18 protein-coding genes, 1 tRNA gene and 1 pseudogene are annotated in these 19,886 nt (G+C 65.2%); 4 read left to right on the forward strand and 16 right to left on the reverse strand.

The window, feature by feature from the left end; translation table 11 throughout:
* Positions 1 to 101 precede the first annotated feature (101 nt).
* The 3 genes from MVA47_RS18125 to MVA47_RS18135 all read left to right on the forward strand — a co-directional run bounded on the left by MVA47_RS18125 (position 102) and on the right by MVA47_RS18135 (position 3,031).
* The gene (locus MVA47_RS18125; protein WP_247210888.1) at positions 102 to 734 is read left to right on the forward strand and encodes a HEAT repeat domain-containing protein; all 633 of its coding nucleotides are present in this window, start codon (positions 102 to 104) and stop codon (positions 732 to 734) included.
* A gap of 107 nt (positions 735 to 841) precedes the next feature.
* Positions 842 to 1,660 (forward strand): Fpg/Nei family DNA glycosylase, encoded by an 819-nt coding sequence (locus tag MVA47_RS18130; RefSeq protein WP_247209104.1) that lies wholly within the window; start codon positions 842 to 844, stop codon positions 1,658 to 1,660.
* A gap of 36 nt (positions 1,661 to 1,696) precedes the next feature.
* Entirely contained in the window at positions 1,697 to 3,031 is a 1,335-nt protein-coding gene (locus MVA47_RS18135) for an NAD(P)/FAD-dependent oxidoreductase (protein ID WP_247209105.1), read from the forward strand.
* Between the two features lie 50 nt (positions 3,032 to 3,081).
* On the opposite strand, the gene MVA47_RS18140 is transcribed toward MVA47_RS18135, so the two are convergent.
* The 16 genes and pseudogenes from MVA47_RS18140 to MVA47_RS18220 form a co-directional block, all read right to left on the reverse strand.
* A tRNA-Pro gene (locus MVA47_RS18140) sits at positions 3,082 to 3,155 on the reverse strand.
* Positions 3,156 to 3,241: 86 nt separating this feature from the next.
* Positions 3,242 to 4,669, reverse strand: a complete 1,428-nt coding sequence (gene der, locus MVA47_RS18145; protein WP_247209107.1) for a ribosome biogenesis GTPase Der — start codon at positions 4,667 to 4,669, stop codon at positions 3,242 to 3,244.
* On the reverse strand, positions 4,666 to 5,334 hold the full coding sequence (gene cmk, locus MVA47_RS18150) for a (d)CMP kinase (RefSeq protein WP_247210890.1): 669 nt from the start codon (positions 5,332 to 5,334) through the stop codon (positions 4,666 to 4,668). The genes der and cmk overlap by 4 nt, the downstream gene beginning before the upstream one ends.
* A 17-nt stretch (positions 5,335 to 5,351) precedes the next feature.
* On the reverse strand, positions 5,352 to 6,671 hold the full coding sequence (locus MVA47_RS18155) for a pseudouridine synthase (RefSeq protein WP_247209110.1): 1,320 nt from the start codon (positions 6,669 to 6,671) through the stop codon (positions 5,352 to 5,354).
* Between the two features lie 26 nt (positions 6,672 to 6,697).
* On the reverse strand, positions 6,698 to 7,396 hold the full coding sequence (scpB, locus tag MVA47_RS18160; RefSeq protein WP_116915173.1) for an SMC-Scp complex subunit ScpB: 699 nt from the start codon (positions 7,394 to 7,396) through the stop codon (positions 6,698 to 6,700).
* Complete coding sequence (locus MVA47_RS18165; RefSeq protein ID WP_247209116.1) at positions 7,389 to 8,198, reverse strand: ScpA family protein; 810 nt, start codon at positions 8,196 to 8,198, stop codon at positions 7,389 to 7,391. Before MVA47_RS18165 ends, scpB begins: the two co-directional genes overlap by 8 nt.
* 5 nt (positions 8,199 to 8,203) lie before the next feature.
* On the reverse strand, positions 8,204 to 9,127 hold the full coding sequence (locus MVA47_RS18170) for a ParA family protein (RefSeq protein WP_281505441.1): 924 nt from the start codon (positions 9,125 to 9,127) through the stop codon (positions 8,204 to 8,206).
* A 123-nt stretch (positions 9,128 to 9,250) separates the two neighbouring features.
* Positions 9,251 to 10,176, reverse strand: a pseudogene (gene xerD, locus MVA47_RS26790) (site-specific tyrosine recombinase XerD).
* Between the two features lie 51 nt (positions 10,177 to 10,227).
* Positions 10,228 to 10,863 (reverse strand): NUDIX hydrolase, encoded by a 636-nt coding sequence (locus MVA47_RS18185; protein WP_247209120.1) that lies wholly within the window; start codon positions 10,861 to 10,863, stop codon positions 10,228 to 10,230.
* Positions 10,860 to 12,620 carry a CTP synthase gene (locus tag MVA47_RS18190; RefSeq protein WP_033334840.1) on the reverse strand — a complete coding sequence of 587 codons (1,761 nt, stop codon included), beginning with the start codon at positions 12,618 to 12,620 and terminating at the stop codon, positions 10,860 to 10,862. The genes MVA47_RS18185 and MVA47_RS18190 overlap by 4 nt, the downstream gene beginning before the upstream one ends.
* Positions 12,621 to 12,813: 193 nt before the next feature.
* Complete coding sequence (locus MVA47_RS18195; protein ID WP_247209121.1) at positions 12,814 to 13,734, reverse strand: copper transporter; 921 nt, start codon at positions 13,732 to 13,734, stop codon at positions 12,814 to 12,816.
* A 123-nt stretch (positions 13,735 to 13,857) separates the two neighbouring features.
* On the reverse strand, positions 13,858 to 15,045 hold the full coding sequence (gene steA / locus MVA47_RS18200; protein ID WP_023957939.1) for a putative cytokinetic ring protein SteA: 1,188 nt from the start codon (positions 15,043 to 15,045) through the stop codon (positions 13,858 to 13,860).
* 86 nt (positions 15,046 to 15,131) lie between these two features.
* On the reverse strand, positions 15,132 to 16,913 hold the full coding sequence (recN, locus tag MVA47_RS18205; protein WP_247209123.1) for a DNA repair protein RecN: 1,782 nt from the start codon (positions 16,911 to 16,913) through the stop codon (positions 15,132 to 15,134).
* Positions 16,913 to 17,893 (reverse strand): NAD kinase, encoded by a 981-nt coding sequence (locus tag MVA47_RS18210; protein WP_062798481.1) that lies wholly within the window; start codon positions 17,891 to 17,893, stop codon positions 16,913 to 16,915. The genes recN and MVA47_RS18210 overlap by 1 nt, the downstream gene beginning before the upstream one ends.
* Positions 17,890 to 18,726 (reverse strand): TlyA family RNA methyltransferase, encoded by an 837-nt coding sequence (locus MVA47_RS18215; protein WP_247209125.1) that lies wholly within the window; start codon positions 18,724 to 18,726, stop codon positions 17,890 to 17,892. Before MVA47_RS18215 ends, MVA47_RS18210 begins: the two co-directional genes overlap by 4 nt.
* A gap of 11 nt (positions 18,727 to 18,737) precedes the next feature.
* Entirely contained in the window at positions 18,738 to 18,887 is a 150-nt protein-coding gene (locus MVA47_RS18220) for a hypothetical protein (RefSeq protein WP_247209131.1), read from the reverse strand.
* 147 nt (positions 18,888 to 19,034) lie between these two features.
* On the opposite strand from MVA47_RS18220, the gene MVA47_RS18225 reads away from it, so the two are divergent.
* The gene (locus MVA47_RS18225; RefSeq protein WP_247209133.1) at positions 19,035 to 19,886 is read left to right on the forward strand and encodes a shikimate 5-dehydrogenase; all 852 of its coding nucleotides are present in this window, start codon (positions 19,035 to 19,037) and stop codon (positions 19,884 to 19,886) included.

Below are 19,886 nucleotides of genomic sequence, written 5' to 3' on the forward strand. Positions count from 1 at the left end.
TCCCGTGGCGTCAGGCCCACATCGGATGAGAGGCTGTGAATCACTTCCAGGAGGTGAGTCCCATCGACCGGCCACATCAGAATGATCAGACCCGGCGTCTGATGCACGCGTTGCATGACGCTGACTCGTCGACTCGCTTGCGCACGGCGCTCGCAGCGGGCACCGAGCCGCACGCTGAGTTTGTCAGCGTCCTGGTGGAGTGTTGCGCGTTCGAGTCGGACTTCTACGTCCGGGACATGCTGACGTGGGCACTGACCCGCCATCCTGCAGAGATCGTCGTCCCGCTCCTGCTGGCCGAGCTACATTCCACGACGGCGCAGGCCCGCAGTCAGGCCTTGCACACCTTGTCGAAGATCGGCGATCGCGCGACATGGGCTGACATACCCCTCGAGCTCGTGCACGATGCCGACGACGAGGTGGCCCGAGCGGCGTGGCGTGCCGTTGTTGTCCTGGTTCCCGACGGGCACGAACACACCGTGGCGCTTGAGCTGGCAACGGAACTCGGTCGCGGCGACCGTGAAACCCAACGGAGTCTCAGCCGGGCGCTGATCGAACTCGGCGACACAGTTCCCGGCATCCTCGAGACCGCAAGCGAGAGCGGCAATCCGGCGGTACGCGCTCACGCCAGGGCGACTCAACGCCTCTGGAATGACCCCGACAGCGCATTCACCGTGACAGTCGAGGATGCCAAGAAGATCGCCAACGCCGGACCGCTGCCGGACCAGGACGCATAGCTCGACCCGGGGGGGCGACGCGTAGCGACCACCGGCGCAGCCGCGATGAGGCACATGGCAGGACTTGAGCACTTGAGCAGATCGCGCCGGAAGGGTAGACCGAACAGGTGCCGGAACTGCCAGAGGTCGAAAACGCGAGACAGGTCGTCGAGAAGGCGCTGAATCGCGTCATTGTCGACATCGACGACACCGACACGTTCGAGTGCCGTCCGCATCGGCCGGGCGAGATCGCGGGTGCACTGAAGGGCGGCAAGCTGACCGATGCTCGTCGCCGGGGCAAGGCCATGTGGTGTGAGACGACGATCGCCGACGGCTCCACTGGTCCGACGCTTGGTATTCACCTCGGCATGGGCGGGCGAATCATCGTCACCGCACCCGACGGCGACCAGACGTCGCGGTACGGCGGCGGGGACCCGCACGTCGGTGAACGCGACACCGACAAGCCTGAATGGACGCGCTTCGCCATGACGTTCGAAGACGGAGGTCAACTCAGGCTCTTCGACAAACGCCGCCTCGGCAGGGTTCGCCTCGAGCCGGACATCGACGCGCTCGGGCCTGATGCCGCTGAGATCTCGCGGGAGGATTTTCGTCACCGGATCGGTTCCAGCGGAGCACCTCTCAAGGCACGGCTGCTCGATCAGGCCGCGATCGCCGGCGTCGGCAATCTCCTCGCCGATGAAGTCCTGTGGCAGAGCGGGCAATCACCCGCGCGGCGCTGCAAAACCCTCACAACCGACGAACTCGACGAGCTACGTGTCGTCCTGCGCCGCGCCATCCGATCCGCGATCAGGAAGGGCGGTGTACACACCGGAGAGATCATCCCCTATCGCAAGTCCGGCGCCGTGTGCCCTCGATGCGGTGCACCGATGTCGCGGGGCACCGTGGGCGGACGCACGACGTGGTGGTGTTCGAAGGAACAGTCGTGACCTCCGGATCCACATTGCGATAGATCGGAATATGCAGTGACAGACTTTGACACGCTGGTCGTCGGTGCCGGGATAGCCGGACTGACCGCCGCACGAATCCTCTCGGGAGAGGGTAGGCGCGTGGTGATCCTGGAAGCTCGCGATCGGGTGGGCGGACGCGTCTGGACGTCGCGTGCCGACGGCGACGTCATCGACTACGGCGCATCGTGGATACACGGGGTCGACAACAACCCGGTTGCCGACGCAGTCGACGCATTCGGCATGCGCACCGTCGAGTTCACCGTGGGCAGCTTTCAACCGGGCGGACGGCCGATCGCCTACTACTCCCCCGCCGGAACCCGAATGAATGCCGAGGACACGGAGCGTTTTGTGTCGGACATCCATCGGTTCGACGAACAGTTCAGACTCACCGTCGCCGCTTCGGAGCCGGGTACGTCATACGGCAGGGCAGTTGAAGCCGCTCTGGCGCAACTCGATTGGAGCGGCCAACGCTCGATGCGCGTCCGCGAGTTCATGCGGCATCGGACCGAGGAACAACTCGGTGTGTGGCTCGACGACCTCGATGCACATGGGCTCGACGACGATGCGATCGAGGGAGCGGAAGTCGTCTTTCCCGACGGATATGACGTACTCGCCACCCGCCTTGCCGAGGGACTCGACGTTCGACTCGAGCACGAGGTCACGCGAGTGCAGTGGGGGCAGGCCGGTGCCTCCGTCGACACCGGCCGCGGTCGATTCTCTGCCGACCGGGTGGTGGTCACGGTGCCGCTCGGTGTGCTGAAGTCGCCGGAGTTCGTCTTTGATCCCCCGCTACCCGAGGCACACGGAGAGGCTCTGGCCAGGCTCGGGATGAACGCCTTCGAGAAGGTGTTTTTGCAGTTCCCACACAGGTTCTGGGATGAGGACGTCTACGCGATACGCCAACAAGGGGAAGCCGGCCGCTGGTGGCATTCCTGGTACGACGTGAGCTCGACGGCGGGTTCTCCGACCCTCCTCACATTTGCCGCCGGCCCGTGTGCGCGAGAAACTCGCGAATGGTCGGACGCGCAGATCGCCGACTCCGTCCTCGATGCTCTCCGAAAGCTGTACGGGGACCGCGTCGCCGAACCCGAACGGGTACACGTCACTCGATGGCAGGACGACCCGTACTCGCGGGGTTCGTACTCCTACATGTCAGTGGGCTCGGACCGCCTCGATCACGACGATCTGGCCATCCCGATCGACGATGTGCTGCACCTGGCGGGCGAGGCAACCTGGACCGACGATCCCTCGACGGTGACCGGCGCGCTGAAGTCAGGGCATCGTGCTGCGGAGCAGATCCTGGGTCGTGCCGTCTCGTTCGAGGAGATCTGGGCCGAGCCCGAGAATTGAAAAGGCGGTCCCGGATTTCTCCGGAACCGCCTTGACCCTTGCCATCACTGTCGGGCTGACAGGATTTGAACCTGCGACCACTTGACCCCCAGTCAAGTGCGCTACCAAACTGCGCCACAGCCCGTTGCTGATCCGTGAGGAGCAGCGTCAGAAAGACTATCTGACGGGCGGCCTCCGATGCCAATCGGTTCCCGGAGTGCCGCCCGTCAGCTACTTCTTGCGCTCTCGCTTCTCGCGGACGCGCACGTTCACCCGGACAGGTGACCCGTCGAAGTTGAAGGCTTCACGCAGCTTGCGCTCCAGGAACCGGCGATAACCGGCCTCCAGGAACCCCGTGGTGAAGAACACGAACGTCGGCGGCCTGGTGGCGGCCTGAGTGGCGAACATGACCCTGGGGAGCCGGCCTCCGCGCATGGGCGGAGGTGTCTCGGCGATCACGGCCTTGAGCCACGTGTTGAGCTGCCCGGTGGATACTCGCTTGTCCCACGACTCCAGCGCGGTCTCGAGCGCCGGCACGAGCTTCTGAACGGCGCGTCCCGTGTGCGCGGAGATGTTGACCGTCCGTGCCCAGGGCACGCGCGACAGGTCGCGGTCGATCTCCTTCTCCAACTGGGTCCGGCGATCCTCGTCGACGAGGTCCCACTTGTTGAAGGCGATCACCAGAGCACGGCCGGCCTCGATGATCATCGTGAGCACCCGCTGGTCTTGCTCGGTGATCGGTTCGGACGCGTCGATGAGCAATACGGCGACTTCTGCTGCCTCGATGGCCGAACGGGTACGCAGCGAGGCGTAGAACTCGTGTCCGCTCGACTGCTGCACCTTTTTGCGCAGGCCGGCAGTGTCGACGAAGTTCCAGATCTTGCCGCCCAGCTCGACCAACTCGTCGACCGGGTCGACGGTGGTTCCGGCAACGTTGTCGACAACCGCCCGATCTTCCCCGGTCAGTTTGTTCATCAGTGAGCTCTTGCCCACATTGGGCTTGCCCACCAACGCAACTCGGCGCGGACCACCCGTGAGAACGGATTCTCTAGGGGTCTCGGGCAACGCTTCCAGGATCCGGTCGAGCAGATCCCCGGTGCCACGGCCGTGAGCTGCGGACACCGTGAACGGCTCCCCCAGACCCAGCGACCACAACGACGCGGCTTCCGATTCGAGGCGTTCGTCATCAACCTTGTTGGCTGCCAGCAGCACTGGGGTCTTCGACCGGCGCAGCACCTTGGCAACCGCTTCGTCGGTGCTGGTGGCACCGACCGTGGCATCCACGACGAGAACGATCGCGTCGGCCGTCTTCATCGCGACCTCGGCCTGGCGGGCCACCGACTGCGCCATCCCTTTGGCGTCCGGTTCCCAACCGCCGGTGTCCTGCACCATGAACCGTCGACCGGCCCAGGAGGCGTCGTACGACACCCGGTCGCGTGTCACCCCGGGCACATCCTCCACAACCGCCTCGCGGCGACCGAGGATGCGGTTGACGAGTGAAGACTTACCCACGTTGGGGCGTCCGACGATGGCGACGGTCGGAACGGCAAGTGGGGCGCCGTCGACGTCCACATCGGCGAACTCACTCAGGTCCCATTCGGCTTCGTCTGTCCATATGCCGTCAGACGACGGCGCGGCCCCATCAAAAGTGTCGCTCATGCTTTTACCTCAATCCGGTTACGCGCCAACTCGACCAGCTTGGCGATAACCTCTTCGATGCCCAGATCGGTGGTGTCGACCCGGACCGCATCCTCCGCGGGCCGCAACGGCGACGTCGCTCGTGTGGAATCCAGATGATCCCGACGGATCACGTCGTCCAGAACCGTTTGGTAGTCGCTTTTCATTCCCGCAGCGGTGTTCTGATCATGTCGGCGCTGCGCCCGCGCCTCCGGCGACGCCGTGAGAAAGATCTTCAGCGTGGCGTCCGGAAACACCACGGTGCCGATGTCGCGGCCTTCCAGGACGCTGAGCCCACTCTGCGCGAGGTCGCGTTGTGCCTGGACCAGCCGCGTGCGTACTGCGGGTACCGCCGACACCGCAGACACTGCACGCGTCACCGCGTCGGTCCGGATCTCCTCGGTCACGTCCTCGCCGTCCATCATGACGATCTGCGCTTGCGGATCGTTGGTGACGGAGATGGTGAGGTCGTCGGTGGCCTTGTCGATCGATTCCGGATCATCCAACGACGCGCCGGCGCGAAGCGCCTTGAGCGTTGCCACCCGGTACATGGCGCCGGTGTCGATGTAGTTGCCGCCCAGCGCCATTGCCACTCGACGGGAGACGCTCGACTTGCCGGTGCCGGCGGGGCCGTCGATCGCTATCACGGCTCGTTCGGTTCCGGTCACATTCCCACCGCCTTGTACAGGGCACCGATCTCGTTGTTGCCCAACACCCGCAACGTTCCCGGACGCTGCTCTCCGACATTGACTGCGCCGATGTCGGTGCGTACCAAGCGGATCACCGGATAACCGGCTTCATCGAGGAGGCGACGCACAATCCGCTTGCGCCCTTCGTGCAGGGTCAGCTGCAGCAAGGAGATTCCCTGGTTCACGTCCAGCAGCGAGAACTTGTCGACCTTGGCCGGGCCGTCGTCGAGCTCGATACCGTCGCGCAGGATCTTGCCCAGCGTGCGGTGCGCCTCACCGCGAACGGTGGCCAAGTACGTCTTGGGCACCTCGTAGGACGGGTGCATCAGCCGATGGGCGAGTTCGCCGTCGTTGGTCAGCAAGATGAGACCCTCGGTGTCCGCGTCCAGTCGGCCCACGTGGAAAAGCCTCTGCCCGGCCATGACTCGCTCGGCAACAAGATCACCGATGCAGGGACGACCGAAATCATCTGCCATCGTCGACTGCCAACCCTTGGGCTTGTTCAGCGCCAGGTACTGGTGTTCTTCGTTGACGACCACGCGCGCGCCATCCACTCGCACGACAGCTGTCTTTGGATCGATGCGAAGGCCTTGCTCCAAGACGATTTCTCCGTCGACCTCAACCCGACCGGCGGCAATCATCTCTTCGGCACCGCGTCGCGAGGCGACCCCGGACTGCGCGAGGACCTTCTGCAGGCGCATGCCGCCCTCGACGTACGTCGCGCCATCACCGCCGACATCCAACGGGTTCTGTTCGCGGGCCGGTTTGGCGTTGTTCAGCCTCACCTGGCCGCTCTTCACATCAGGAGCCGACCGCGGTTTGCCCTCGGGCCCAGCACCTTTGCGATGGCTCTTCCGGAATCGTTCGACGGCCGCACCCTGTCCGCGATGTCCGGGCTTACCGCCGCGCTCCCCCGCGGGCTTCCCACTGCGCTCAGCGCCGGGCCTACCCGCGCGCTCGCCGGCGGCACGGCCTCGTTCTCCGGTGGGCCGTCCGCTGCGTTCCCCTGACTGTCTGCCGGCACGGTCGGCACCGGGGCGTCCGCCTCGCTCGCCACGCTCTCCGCCCGACCTACCGCCACGATCGGCCGTCGGCCTGCCGCCGCGTTCACCTGCGGGGCGCTCTCGACGATCTCTCGATGGGCGCGCGCCGCGCTCGGCTGCGGGTTTACCGCCACGCTCCGATGACGGGCGTCCTCCGCGGTCGGGCTCGGCCGAGTCCTCGAACCTCGGAGCGCGCCTCTTGCCCTTGTCTTTGTTTCTGTCCGGTCTGCCGTCTCGGCTAGCGGGTGCCATGCTTTTGTCCCTAATTCCCGTTGTCGTCAGTCGTCGTCAACGGTGATGTTGTTGGTCTTGTCCTTCAAGTCTGCCCTGCCACCTGCCAATTTGGCGAATCTCGGGTCGCTGTTGATCTCGTCACCGAGGGCGTCGATCACATCCACATCGGGCAGCAGCGGCGCCAGATCCGGCAGCTCACCGAGCGAAGCAAGACCCAGGCGCTCCAGGAACAGTTCCGTGGTGCGATACATCACTGCGCCCGAATCGACGTCGGTCCCTGCCTCACTGATCAGGCCACGAGCGATCAACGTGCGGATGACCCCGTCGACGTTGACACCACGAACAGCGCTGACACGAGACCGTGTGACCGGCTGTCGATACGCGATGACGGCGAGCGTCTCCAACGCCGCCCGGGTCAGTTTTGAACGTGCGCCGTCGAGCAGGAGCCGTTCGACGTACGGCGCGAAGTCGTTGCGGGTGTAATACCGCCAGCCGTCCCCGGCAAACCGCAGGTCCATGCCACTGCGTCGCTCGGTCAGCTCTTGGCTCATCTGACGGAGAAGGGCATCCACCCGAGCGCTGGTCTCATCGAGCGCCGATGCCAGCTGCTCACTCGTGGCGGGTGTGTCGACAACAAGCAACATGGCTTCGAGCGCCGCCCGCATCTCGGGTTCGTCGAGGGTCTCGGCCTCGAAAAGTGCGTCCGATTCCACGGCCGAAACGCCGCCGTCTGGCTCATCCATAGTCTTCCGCCTTCACCACGATCGCCGCAGGATCTGAGATCTCCCCGGTCCAACTGACCCGCAAGGTACCGAGCGCCTCGGGTTGTTCGAATGCGACTGCACGTTCCCGGAACAATTCGAGCAGGGCCAGGAAACGGGCCACCACTCCGAGCCCTGAGTCACACTCGGCGACCAGATCGGTGAAACTCACCCATGCTCCCGCGCCAGCGTTGCGCAAGATCTCACCGACTCGGGCCGCCTGTTCAGGAACCGAGATCTGTGAGACGTGTAGGTGCCCGAGACCCACCTGCGGAACCGGTTTGGGCGTCATGGCCGCAACGGCCACCTCGGCGAACACCGCCGGGCTGACGCCGATCGTCACCTCGGGCAGCAACGACTCGAACTGCGGCTCCAGCGATATCGCACGCGGATACCGTTGCAGTGCAGCAGCTTCCAGCTCGGCAAAAAGTGCGGCCACTTGTTTGTAAGCCCGATACTGCAGCAAGCGCGCGAAAAGTAGATCCCGGGCTTCGAGCAGTGCGAGGTCTTCGTCGTTCTCCACCTCACCTGACGGCAGCAGTCGTGCCGCCTTGAGGTCGAGCAAGGTGGCAGCCACCACGAGGAACTGGGTGGTCTGATCCAGGCCCATCTCGCTACCGAGCTGCTTGGTGTAGGCGATGAAGTCGTCGGTGACCTCGTGGAGCGCCACCTCGGTGACATCCATCCGGTGCTGGCCGATGAGGTTGAGGAGCAGGTCGAAGGGGCCCTCGAAGTTGGTCAGTTTGACCTGGAAACCCGTTTTCTCCGGCGGTGCTTCTGTCATCACGACTAGCGGGTGCGGGCGATGACTTCGCGGGCCAGCGCCCGGTAGGCGCGCGCACCTGCGGACTTCGGCGCCCATGACGTGATGGGTTCGCCCGCAACGCTGGTCTCGGGGAAGCGCACGGTGCGTGCGATCACGGTGTCGTACACCTTGTCCCCGAACACCTCGACAACGCGGGCCATCACCTCGCGTGAATGCAGGGTGCGCGCATCGAACATGGTCACGAGGATGCCGCCGAGCTTGAGGCGCGGGTTGAGCCGATCACGTACTTTTTCGATGGTGTCGTTGAGCAGCGCCAGCCCTCGCAGACTGAAGTACTCGCATTCCATCGGGATGATCACGGTGTCGGCGCACGAGAGCGCATTGACGGTGAGCAAACCGAGTGACGGCTGGCAGTCGATGAGCACGTAGTCGTAGCGGTCGAGCAGGGGGTGCAAAGCGCGGCCCAGCGTGTGTTCACGGCCGACTTCGGTGACCAACTGGATCTCGGCCGCGGACAGATCGATGTTCGACGGGAGCAGGTCGAGGTTCTCGACCCGCGTGCGCATGAGCACCTCGTCCGCCGACACCTGCGGCGGGACCAGCATGTTGTGGACGGTCAGGTCGAGTTCGTGATGGGGTACGCCGAGCCCCGCCGACAACGCGCCCTGAGGGTCCAGGTCCACGAGCAACACGCGACGCCCGCACTCGGCGAGAGCGGCGCCCAAGTTGATGGTGGAGGTGGTCTTGCCGACCCCACCCTTCTGGTTGCAGACGGCAACCACCGTCGCCGGGCCGTGATGGTCGAGCGGCGCCGGTTCGGGCACCTCACGCACGGGGCGTCCGGTCGGACCCAATTCACTCGCTGGGCTGGGCTTCTCGCGATCCTGATCCCAGCCACTCGGCGTCGTCTCGTCGTCGTTGTCGCCGCGCGAAGGCGTGGAGATCATCAATTGATGCGCGTCACGCCCGTGGCCTCGATCTGGTGGCTGTGGCGTTGTCACATCACGAGCCTAGTGGGTCGGCGCGACACGGCTGTGGAGGCTCACCGTCGCGGGCGCAGCGGGACGTCCTCACCGGGCCCGCGGATGAGCCAAGGCATACACCTCACGCATGGTGCCGACCGTGACCAGCGTGTACACCTGCGTGGTGGTCACCGATGCGTGACCCAAGAGTTCCTGTACGACGCGTACGTCGGCGCCGCCGTCCAGCAGATGGGTCGCAAAACTGTGTCGCAACGTATGGGGCGAGACCGATTTGTCCAATCCTGCACGCGCCGCCGCGTCGACGAGCACCTGCCACGCACTCTGCCGACTCAAACGCCCCCCGCGGGTGTTGAGGAACAACGCCGGGTTGAACCGCGAGACCAGCGCGGGTCGCCCCCGCACCAGGTAGGCGTCGAGTGCGGCGATGGCCGGCCTTCCGACCGGCACCACCCGCTCCTTGCCACCCTTGCCGCGGAGCAGAACGGAGCGCGATCCGGTATCGATGTCGTCCACATCGAGAGTGACGGCCTCGGAGATCCGGGCCCCGCAGCTGTACAAGAGCTCCAGCAGCGCACGATCACGCAACGATCGCGGCCCGTCGGAGGCGTCGTCCCCCCGCTGGCGGCAAGGATCGCCAGCACTTCGTCCACCGGCAGGCTTTTCGGCAGTCGGCGCGGCGCCTTGGGTGGCGCTACGGCATGCGCGACGTTGGCCTGCACAAGCCCTTCGCCGGCGGCGAACTTGTGAAATCCTCTGGTGGCCACCAGGGTTCGCGCGATCGAGCTGTCCGCGAGTGGCGGTCGTTCCTTGTCCGGATCGCCACGACGCAACGCAACCAGGAACTCCCGGATGTCGGATTCGGTGACCTCGGCGAGCGAATCGATCCCCCGCTCGGCCAGATACTCCTGGTACCGCCGCAGATCTCTGGCATACGACTGCAAGGTGTTGGCGGCCGAGCCGCGCTCGACCTCCAGGTGATCCAGATACATCTGCACCTGGTCGGCGAGGGTCATGACGCGGCCGGGCTCATGAGTTCTCGAGAACGTCGAAGGCCCGGCCGGCGATCATGCCTGTGCAGCCTTGCGCTGAGCGAACGCGACAGGCCGGTCAGCCCAGGGCGCATCGGTGCCGCGCAGCGACACAGAGCGCGCTCGGGCCGCAACCAGTGACAGGATCCCGCTCACGGCCGTCGAGTTGACTATCTCGCCCGAGAGCACCTTGTCCACTGCTTCATCGAGGCCGACCCACTGCATCTCCATGTCGGCTTCTTCGTCTTCGGGGTCTGGCCGCGGGACCTCCCGGATCCCCGTCGCGAGATACACGCGCAGGGCCTCATCGGTGAACCCCGGTGAAACCGCTACGTCGACCAACACGTTCCAATTGTCGGCAGCCAAGCCGGTCTCTTCGACCAGTTCCCGCTTGGCCGCTTCCAACGGTGACTCATCCGGCCCAGCATCGAGCAGACCTGCGGGCAGTTCGAGGAGCCGACGACCGAGCGGATGCCGGTACTGCAAGACCAGTGCGATCTCGTCTTTGTCGTTCACCGCGGCGATGGCGACCGCACCGTGGTGTTCGACCACCTCACGCTTCGCTGTGCGACCTCCCGGCATCTGAACCTCATCGACCCGTAGGGCCACGATGGCGCCGCTGTACTGCAATTCGCTTCCGACGGTGCCGAACTCATGTGGCGACTGGCTCAAGCCCCGGCCTCCAGCACACCGGCCTCGGCAGCGGTGACGTCGTCGAGATCGGCGGGATCCACGTCGTCATCGGGATGGATGTTCACCGGCAGTCGTTCGGCTGCCTTGTACCGCAGCGATGCCCGCACGAATGCACTGAACAGCGGATGGGGGCGAGTAGGGCGGCTCTTGAGCTCCGGGTGCGCCTGCGTGCCCACCATGAACGGGTGCACCTCGCGCGGGTACTCGACGAACTCCACCAGGTGCCCGTCCGGTGAGGTGCCCGAGAACACGAGGCCACTCTCGGCGATCTTGTCCCGGTAGGCGTTGTTCACCTCGAACCGGTGGCGATGGCGTTCGGAGACCTCGACTGCGTTGTAGGCCGTGGCCACCACGGAACCGCGATCCAGCTTGGCGGGATAGGCGCCCAGCCGCATGGTTCCACCGAGGTCGGCTTCGCCGGCGACAGCCTGCTCCTGATCAGCCATCGTCGAGATCACCGGGAACGGAGTCTCGGGGTCGAACTCGGTGGAACTCGCCTCATCGAGCCCGGCGGCTCGTGCGGCCTCGATCACGATGCACTGCAGACCGAGGCACAGACCCAGCAACGGGACGCCGTGGGTGCGTGCGAATCGCACAGCGCCCACCTTGCCCTCGATGCCCCGGATCCCGAACCCTCCGGGGATGAGGATGCCGTCCGCGCGGGCCAGCGCCGTCTTCGCGCCGTCGTCCTCGGCACATTCGTCCGATTGCACCCAGACGAGGTTGACCTTCGCGCGGTGGGCGAACCCGCCGGCCCGGATGGCCTCGGTCACCGACAGGTAGGCGTCGGGCAGCTCGACATACTTACCCACCAGCGCGATCGTCACCTCTTCGCGCGGCTCGTGAACCCGCTTGAGGAGTTCACCCCACACGGTCCAGTCGACGTCGCGGAACGGCAGACCGAGCTTGCGCACCACGTACGCGTCGAGCTGCTCGGAGTGGAGCACCTTGGGGATGTCGTAGATGGACGGGGCGTCCGGTGTCGAGATGACGCCTTCGACCTCCACGTCGCACATGAGGGCGATCTTGTTCTTGAGGGGCTCGGGCACGTCGCGATCGCAGCGCAGGATCAACGCGTCAGGCTGGATACCGATGTTGCGCAGAGCGGCCACCGAGTGCTGAGTGGGCTTGGTCTTGAGCTCACCCGACGGCGCCAGGTACGGCACCAAGGACACATGCAGGAAGAACACGTTGTCGCGGCCGACATCGTGGCGGATCTGGCGAGCGGCCTCGATGAAAGGCTGCGACTCGATGTCTCCGACGGTGCCCCCGATCTCGGTGATGACCACATCGGGGATCTCACCGTCGGCGTCGGCCTGGCTCATCGCCCGGACGCGATTCTTGATCTCGTCGGTGATGTGCGGGATCACCTGAACCGTGTCGCCGAGGTATTCACCGCGACGTTCTTTCGCGATGACAGTCGAATAAACCTGTCCGGTGGTCACATTCGCGAAACCCGAGAGGTCGCGGTCGAGGAATCGTTCGTAGTGACCGACGTCGAGGTCGGTCTCGGCGCCGTCTTCTGTGACGAACACCTCACCGTGCTGAAAGGGATTCATCGTGCCCGGATCCACGTTCAGATAAGGATCGAGCTTCTGCATCGTGACGCGAAGGCCGCGAGCTGTGAGCAACTGGCCGAGGCTCGAAGCCGTCAGGCCTTTGCCGAGTGACGACGCGACGCCCCCGGTGACAAAGATGTGCTTTGTGCCTGAGCGCGCATGGCGTAGTGGTCGCAACGCTTCTTCCGTTCGGCTGGAGACGAAGCCGAGGGCGGGGCTTGACCATCGGCTAGGCGGCAAGAAAACCTTGCCTACCTACGGGACTCCACGGTAACACCAATGCGGACTTTTCTTCACTGCCGCGACACGGACGGCACGCTCGCCACCATCGGTATCGGGACCGGGGTGGCGAGCGTCCATAGAGCGTCTGTCATTCCGGGGTGATGGCGGTGGCCCCTGGGCCGGTGCCGAATGCTCCCTGCTTGTTGCCGAGCTCGTCGGTGAGGGCCAGCACTGTGGTGATGCGTCCTGTGGCCTGATCGACGTTGTCGACGGTCGAGATCTTCGAGTTGAGCGATGGATCGGCCCGGACGACAGCGATCGGCGAGGAGCCCTCTGCCGACCCCGTTCGTCCGACCAGTACGGTGCCCGATCCTCGCTGGGCGAACGCCACGGCGAAGCGCCCGATCACTTGTCCGCGCGCTCCGGAGTCGTCCGCGAACTTGTTGCCTGTCACAACAATCGACAACTGGGCGGGCTTCACCGCGCCGTTGGCATAGTCCACGAAACCGCCCTGCTTGAGCGCGGCCAGACCGGCGGTGGTGTCGCTCGACGAGACCTGCGGTTCGGCGTCCTCCGGAGACAGGTTCAGCAGCAGCCCGAGAAGATCACCGGCCCGCCCGCCGGAGTCTGTCAGTTCGGTCCGGAGTTCACTGCCGGGCGGAATGGACTGGTCGATGATCGACCGCATCTTCTCGGCATTCTGGTCACTGATGAACGCCTCTGTCAGAGCCAGCTGACCGTTGAAGATCGCACCGGACTTGTTCAGGTTGTCTTTGACGGCCGCGATGTCGCCCTCATCGGCGTTCGGAGTGGTGATGATGAGCACAGGGCGGTCCTTGAGGCTCCCGCCGAGCAACCGGCCCGCGATGGCGGCGTCAAAATTGTTCGCCGCGTTGAGATTACTGCTGAGTTGCTGATTCTCGTCTCGCAGTTGCTGCTCACGTTCATCCTGCGCATCGCTGGACGACCCGAAGGTGTCGGCGACGAAACCGGAGCCCAACACCACACCCACAGCCAGCGCCAGGAACACCGCGACCAGCGAAATGGCATGCTGGCGAAGCGAAATCACAGATCCCTCTTTCTCACCGAGGTGCCGCACCCGAGTACGGGGCGGTACCGCGGACACATCGTGTCAATCATCGCCGGCAGCGGGTTCGACGTTGCCTTGCGGGCACTGGGCCGAGGTGAGGCGTCACTCATTCCAGACCCGGGTGACCCAGTCGGCCAGCCGGTCCCACTGATCTGCTGCCCAGTCGATCACCTCGGTGCCGGCGCTCGACATCAGTACCGCAACGATCAAGGCCGTCAATGCGGCCAGGATCAGCAGGGCCACCGCCGCGCCGGAGACCCGTGAGCGATACAGAGTGGCAACGGCTTTCGAGTCGACCAGCTTGGGGCCGACCTTGAGCCGCGTCAGGAACGTGGACGGGTTCGATTCCCGCAGGCTGCGGTCGAAGAACTCGTCGATCGATGCCGCGTGGCCGACGGTGACGATGAGAGCCGCTTCGTGGTGGTTGACGAGCAGGAGCGCCAAGTCAGCGGCCGAGCCCGCCGCAGGGAAGGTCATGGCCCCGATACCGAGGTCCTGAATGCGCTCGAGTCCGGGGGCATGTCCGTCGGGGTCGGCCGGAAGCACCACCTGCGCACCCGATTTGAGGGTTGCGGACTTCATACCTTCGGGGTCGCCGACCACCAGATCAGGGCGGTAACCCATCTCCATCAACGTGTCGGCGCCACCTTCGACACCAACCATGAGCGGCTGATACTCCTTGATGAACGGCTTGAGGCGCTTGAGGTCCGCGACATGGTCGGGCCCGTCCGCGACCACGACGACGTGGCGGCCCTCGATGCGGATGTCGACATCCGGCACGCCCACTCCGTCGATGATCAACGGTGACTCGCTGCGGATGAACTCGATCGTGTTGCCGGAGAACGCCTCCAGATGATCGACCAGGCCTGTCTTGGCGTCGATCATCAGGTCCGCGATCTCGCGCTCACCCAATTCGGTGCCCTTGGCGAGCCGACGCTCACCGCTGTAGAGCCCGCCTTCGTCGATCCGGATCTTCGCGCCATCCTTGATGCGTTTGAACACCTCGACGCCCACGTCGTCGATCAAGGTGATGCCGGAAGCCGCCAGCAGCTCGGGACCGAGGTTGGGGAACCGACCGGAGATGGACGGCGAGGCATTGACCACCGCCACCACGTCGGCGGCCACCAGGGCGTCCGCGGTGACGCGATCGAGGTCGACCTCGTCGAGGATCACGATGTCCCCGGGGCCGACTCTCGAGAGCAGTCGTTTGGTGTTCTTGTCGATCCTGGCGATACCGCTGATCCCAGGCAGAGTTTCGGTTGTGCGTGACAGCAGGGCAGGCATCTTCATGCGAGAAACACTGAACCACCACTCGACAGTTTTGGCGGAGGCGCGCCGTAACACACGCCACTTTTGTCACACGAGTAACAACGGTGTCATTCCGCGAATGCCGTCTTCTCCTGCTCGGCAGTGCCCAGAAGTTCCTCGGCATGAGCCCGCCCGGTGTCCGAGTCACCGAGGCCGGCAAGCATGCGTGCCAGTTCGGCGATGCGTTCGTCGCGGTCGAGCACCTCGACCGAGCTTGTGACCCGGCCGGCCTTTCCGCCGCGCGATTGCCCACCGGTCTGCTTGCCGATCAGCAGATGATTGTCGGCAAAAGCCGCGACCTGCGGGAGATGCGTGACGACGATGACCTGGTGGGCTCGGGCAAGTCGGGCCAGCCTGCGGCCGATCTCCACCGCTGCCCGCCCACCGACGCCGGCATCGACCTCGTCGAACACCATCGTCGATCCTCTGCCCTGACCTGCCAGCACCACTTCGAGTGCCAGCATCACCCGCGACAGTTCACCGCCAGATGCCGACTTCGCGATGGGACGAGCAGGCGCGCCCGCGTGTGCACTGAGGCCGAACTCCACTCTGTCCACACCATGTGATCCGGCATGCACCTGCTGTCCGGAAACCTCGATGGACCGGCGATCGCCGTCGGTGGCCACGTCGGATGACACCGAGACCTCTAGCTGCGCATCCCCCATCGCCAAACCGGCCAACTCTGAACTGACCTTGGCGGCAAGCGATTTGGCCGCCTTCACTCTCACCTTGGTCAACTTGACCGCCGCGGCGGCGACGTCATCTCTCGCGGCGGACACCCTGGCGGCGAGCTCGTCGAGCGACTCGGAGGAGTCGCCGATCTCGGCCAGCCGCGACCGGGCGGCGTCGGCCCATGCGATGACGCCGTCGATGTCCGGTGCGTACTTGCGGACCAATGACTTGAGTTCGGCCTGCCGCTGCAGGAGCTGCTCGAGTTCGGCAGCGTCGGTGGGCAGACCGGAGACGAACGAACTGAGTTCTTCCCCGATGTCACCGACCACGGTCAACGCTTCTTCGACGCGCGGCAACAGGGTCCGCAGGGTGTCGTCGTTGATCGCCGCCAGCGTCGTCCGGACTGCGCCCAACCCGTCGAGTACCGACGATCCAGTCCCCGCGTCGATCTCCGAACCTGCGCCCGTCACGACGTCCAATGCGGTCACCGCAGCGTTGCGGATGGTCTCCAGATCGCTGAGTTGACGGACGGTCGTGGCGATCGCTTCGTCTTCCCGCGGTTGCGGGGCAACCTTGTCGATCTCGTCGAGCCCGAACCGCAATCGGTCTGATTCCTGGGCGATCTCCCGCGAATTGGCCTGCCGATCGCGTAGCTGGTCGGCGAGGGTGATCCACCGTTCGCGCGCCTCGCGGTAGGCCTTGAGCGGTTTGGTGACCGCGTCGGCCGCGAACCGATCGAGTGCGTCGCGCTGGTGCTCGGCCCGCAGGAGCCGCAACTGGTCGTTCTGCCCGTGGATGGCGAGCTGTCCGCTGGTGAACTGTCCCAGCAGTCCGACCGGGACCGACCGGCCGCCCAGATGTGCCCGCGAGCGGCCGTCGGCGTTGACGGTGCGGACGGCGATGACGGTGCCATCCTCGTCGAGTTCTGCCCCTGACGAGTCGAGCACCTCCGCTGCGTCCGGACCCGTCGCCCGGAACCTGCCTTCGACAACCGCACGTGCCTGCCCCGATCGCACGCGCCCCGCATCGGCCCTGGCGCCCGACAACAGATGCAGGCTGGTGACAACCATCGTCTTGCCTGCACCCGTCTCACCGGTCAGTACGGTCAAACCCTCGTGGAACTCGGCACCGGCCTTGTCGATGACACCGAGGCCACTGATCGAGATCTCTTCGAGCACTACAGCTGCCTCCCCCGCCACCCGGTGACCGGTAGCTGGAACTTACGGACCAGACGATCGGCGAACGGGTCCGAATCGATGCGCACCCAATGCACCGGTCGCTCACCACGAACGACCTCGATCCGACCTCCCGCCGGAACGTCGATGTTGCGGCGACCGTCGCATGACAAGAGCGCATCCTGCCCACGGGCCAGTACCTCCACCGCGACCCGCGACTGGGGGCTGGTGATCATCGGCCGGGCGAAGAGTGCGTGCGCATTGGACGGCACCAGCAAGATCGCCTCGAGATCCGGCCACATCACGGGTCCGCCCGCGGAAAACGCGTAGGCCGTTGATCCGGTCGGCGTGGACACCAAGATGCCATCCGCCCCGAACGCCGAGACCGGTCGGCCGTCGACCTCGGTGATCAACTCCAAAACTCCTTGCCGCGAGAGGTTCTGGATGCTCGCCTCGTTCAGGGCCCAGCTCTTCGCGATCACTTCACCGTCGACGTGGACGCAGACGTCCAACGTCATCCGGTCTTCGATCTCATAATCACGGCGAATCAGCTTGCCGATCACTTCATCGACCCGGTTGGCCTCCGCCTCGGCAAGAAAACCGATGTGCCCGAGGTTGATCCCGAGTACCGGTGCCCCGACGGGGTGGGCGAGTTCGGCAGCTCGCAGGAACGTGCCGTCACCGCCGAGCACGATGACCACCTCGCAACCCGCCGCGGACTGCTCGTCGCCGGCGGTGACCGCGACATCGGCGCCGATCTCGCGGAGCTCGGCGGGATCGAGTGGATAGACCGTGCCGAGATATTGGGGCCCAGGGTGGCTGGGCATGGTGTCGTGGTCGATCACCCGCAGTCCGACGCCCGCCTCGGCGCATCGTTTGGCGATGACCGCCATGGTCTCGTGGACGTTGTCGCGTCCGGTGTGGGCGACCACCAAGAACTCACGTCCCGATGCCGCCGGTGCGGCGTCGTTGTGGTCTGTCACTGGGGCCCTTCCTCGATTGCCTGGGCTATCGCCGCGCGTACCTCGTCGTCCACCGTCACCGGTTCCGACGCGCCCGCTGCAGTCGACTCTTTTCGCAGCCACAGGAAGTATTCAACATTGCCCGACGGTCCTGGCAGCGGGCTGGCAACCGCACCGAGCGTGCGAAGGCCATACCCCGCGGCTGTCTGGGCCACGGCAGTCACCGCTTCTGTACGTAGAGCCCGATCGCGCACGACTCCCCCCGATCCCACCCGGTCTTTGCCGACCTCGAACTGCGGTTTGACCATCGGAAGCAGGTCCGCTCCCTCCTGAGCGCAGTCGGCGAACGCTGCGAGCACCAGGTTAAGGGAGATGAACGACAAGTCGGCGACGACAACCTCCACCGGACCGCCGATCTGCTCGACGGACAGGCTCCGAACGTTGGTGCGGTCACGGACGTCGACGCGCGGATCGTTCTGTATCCGCCAGATGAGCTGGCCGTACCCGACGTCCACCGCAACCACCGCGGCAGCTCCACGCCGCAGCAACACATCGGTGAAACCGCCGGTGGATGCACCGGCATCCAGGCAGCGTTTGCCCGCTACCGATAGTCCGAGCGGCTCGAAGGCATCCAGTGCACCCAGGAGCTTGTGGGCGCCCCGTGAGGCCCAACCTTCGTCGTCGGAGTCGGCTACGACTATCGGGGCACCGAGGTCGACATTGGTGGCCGGTTTGGAGGCCACCGTTCCGTTGACCTTGACGCGGCCGGCCTCGATGAGTGCCCGGGCGTGGTCACGAGACCGCGCTTCACCTCGCCTGACCAGCTCGGCGTCCAGCCGGGCTCTACGCGCCATGAGAACGGCACTCAGACACGATCAACCTTTTCGAGGGCCTCGGTGAGTACCGTGTGCGCTCTGTCCAGCAGCTCGGCCTGCCGGGCCAGCTGGTTCAGACCCATACCTTCGGCGTCGTCACCGGCCGCGACTTGATCGGCCTGCTCGAGCAGGTCTGTCACCCGCTCCCGGATCTCACCGAGGTCGACGTTGGATGCAGGTTCGACAGGAGCCGGCCCAGGTCTGGGGCCGGGCCTGGGACCTGGGATGGGGCCGGGGCGGGGATGGTTCATCGCCTGCCAAGGCTAGTCGATTGTTAGCGTCGAGTGATGACGTCCACCACCGACGGATCGCCGTCCCACGCACCTGATGCCCGTGTCCTCCGCCGTGAGACGCAATTGTGTATCTCCCTGTCGGGGCGGCCGAGCAACATCGGCACCAAGTTTCACAACTATCTGTACAACGAGATCGGGCTCGACTACGTCTACAAGGCGTTCACGACAACCGATCTGCCCGCTGCCATCGGAGGTCTACGAGCCCTCGGCATCCGCGGTGCCGGAATCTCGATGCCCTTCAAGGAAGAAGTCATCGACCTTGTCGACGTGATGCATGATTCGGCCGCCGCCATCGCGTCGGTGAACACGATCGTCAACGAGGACGGTGTCCTCCATGCCTACAACACCGACTATCAGGCAGCAGCAAATCTGTTGCGCGACAGCGTGATACCGAAAGATTATTCAGTAGCCATCGCCGGTAGCGGAGGAATGGCCAAAGCGGTGGTCGCCGCTCTCCGCGATGAGGGATACCAGAACACCGTCGTGGTGGCCCGCAACCGTGACGCCGGTTCTGCGCTGGCAGACCAATATGGCTTCACCTGGCAATCCGAACTCGGCGCGGACCGCCCACAGCTACTGGTCAATGCAACCCCGATCGGCATGGCAGGCGGCCCCGACGCTCACGGCCTGCCCTTCCCCACCGAGGTTGTCGAGGCAGCACAGGCCGCGTTCGATGTGGTCGCGATGCCGTCGCGGACCCCACTCATCGCGGCGTTCGAGAACCGACCCACCATCACCGGCGCACAGGTGATCGCCCTGCAGGCGGCCGAGCAATTCGTGCTGTACACCGGTGTGCGCCCGACCGACGAACAGATCGCGGCCGCATCCGAGTTCTCTCGGAGCTGA

The organism is Williamsia sp. DF01-3, assembly GCF_023051145.1.
Lineage (GTDB): Bacteria > Actinomycetota > Actinomycetes > Mycobacteriales > Mycobacteriaceae > Williamsia.

What these genes read in the sequence shown, in the direction of transcription:
- MVA47_RS18125 (WP_247210888.1), top strand. Translation starts at nt 102, where the DNA reads ATGCACGCGTTGCATGACGCTGACTCGTCGACTCGCTTGCGCACGGCG.
- der (WP_247209107.1), bottom strand. Translation starts at nt 4,669, where the DNA reads ATGAGCGACACTTTTGATGGGGCCGCGCCGTCGTCTGACGGCATATGG.
- MVA47_RS18155 (WP_247209110.1), bottom strand. Translation starts at nt 6,671, where the DNA reads ATGGCACCCGCTAGCCGAGACGGCAGACCGGACAGAAACAAAGACAAG.
- scpB (WP_116915173.1), bottom strand. Translation starts at nt 7,396, where the DNA reads ATGGATGAGCCAGACGGCGGCGTTTCGGCCGTGGAATCGGACGCACTT.
- MVA47_RS18165 (WP_247209116.1), bottom strand. Translation starts at nt 8,198, where the DNA reads ATGACAGAAGCACCGCCGGAGAAAACGGGTTTCCAGGTCAAACTGACC.
- MVA47_RS18170 (WP_281505441.1), bottom strand. Translation starts at nt 9,127, where the DNA reads ATGATCTCCACGCCTTCGCGCGGCGACAACGACGACGAGACGACGCCG.
- steA (WP_023957939.1), bottom strand. Translation starts at nt 15,045, where the DNA reads ATGAAGATGCCTGCCCTGCTGTCACGCACAACCGAAACTCTGCCTGGG.
- MVA47_RS18215 (WP_247209125.1), bottom strand. Translation starts at nt 18,726, where the DNA reads ATGGCGCGTAGAGCCCGGCTGGACGCCGAGCTGGTCAGGCGAGGTGAA.
- MVA47_RS18225 (WP_247209133.1), top strand. Translation starts at nt 19,035, where the DNA reads ATGACGTCCACCACCGACGGATCGCCGTCCCACGCACCTGATGCCCGT.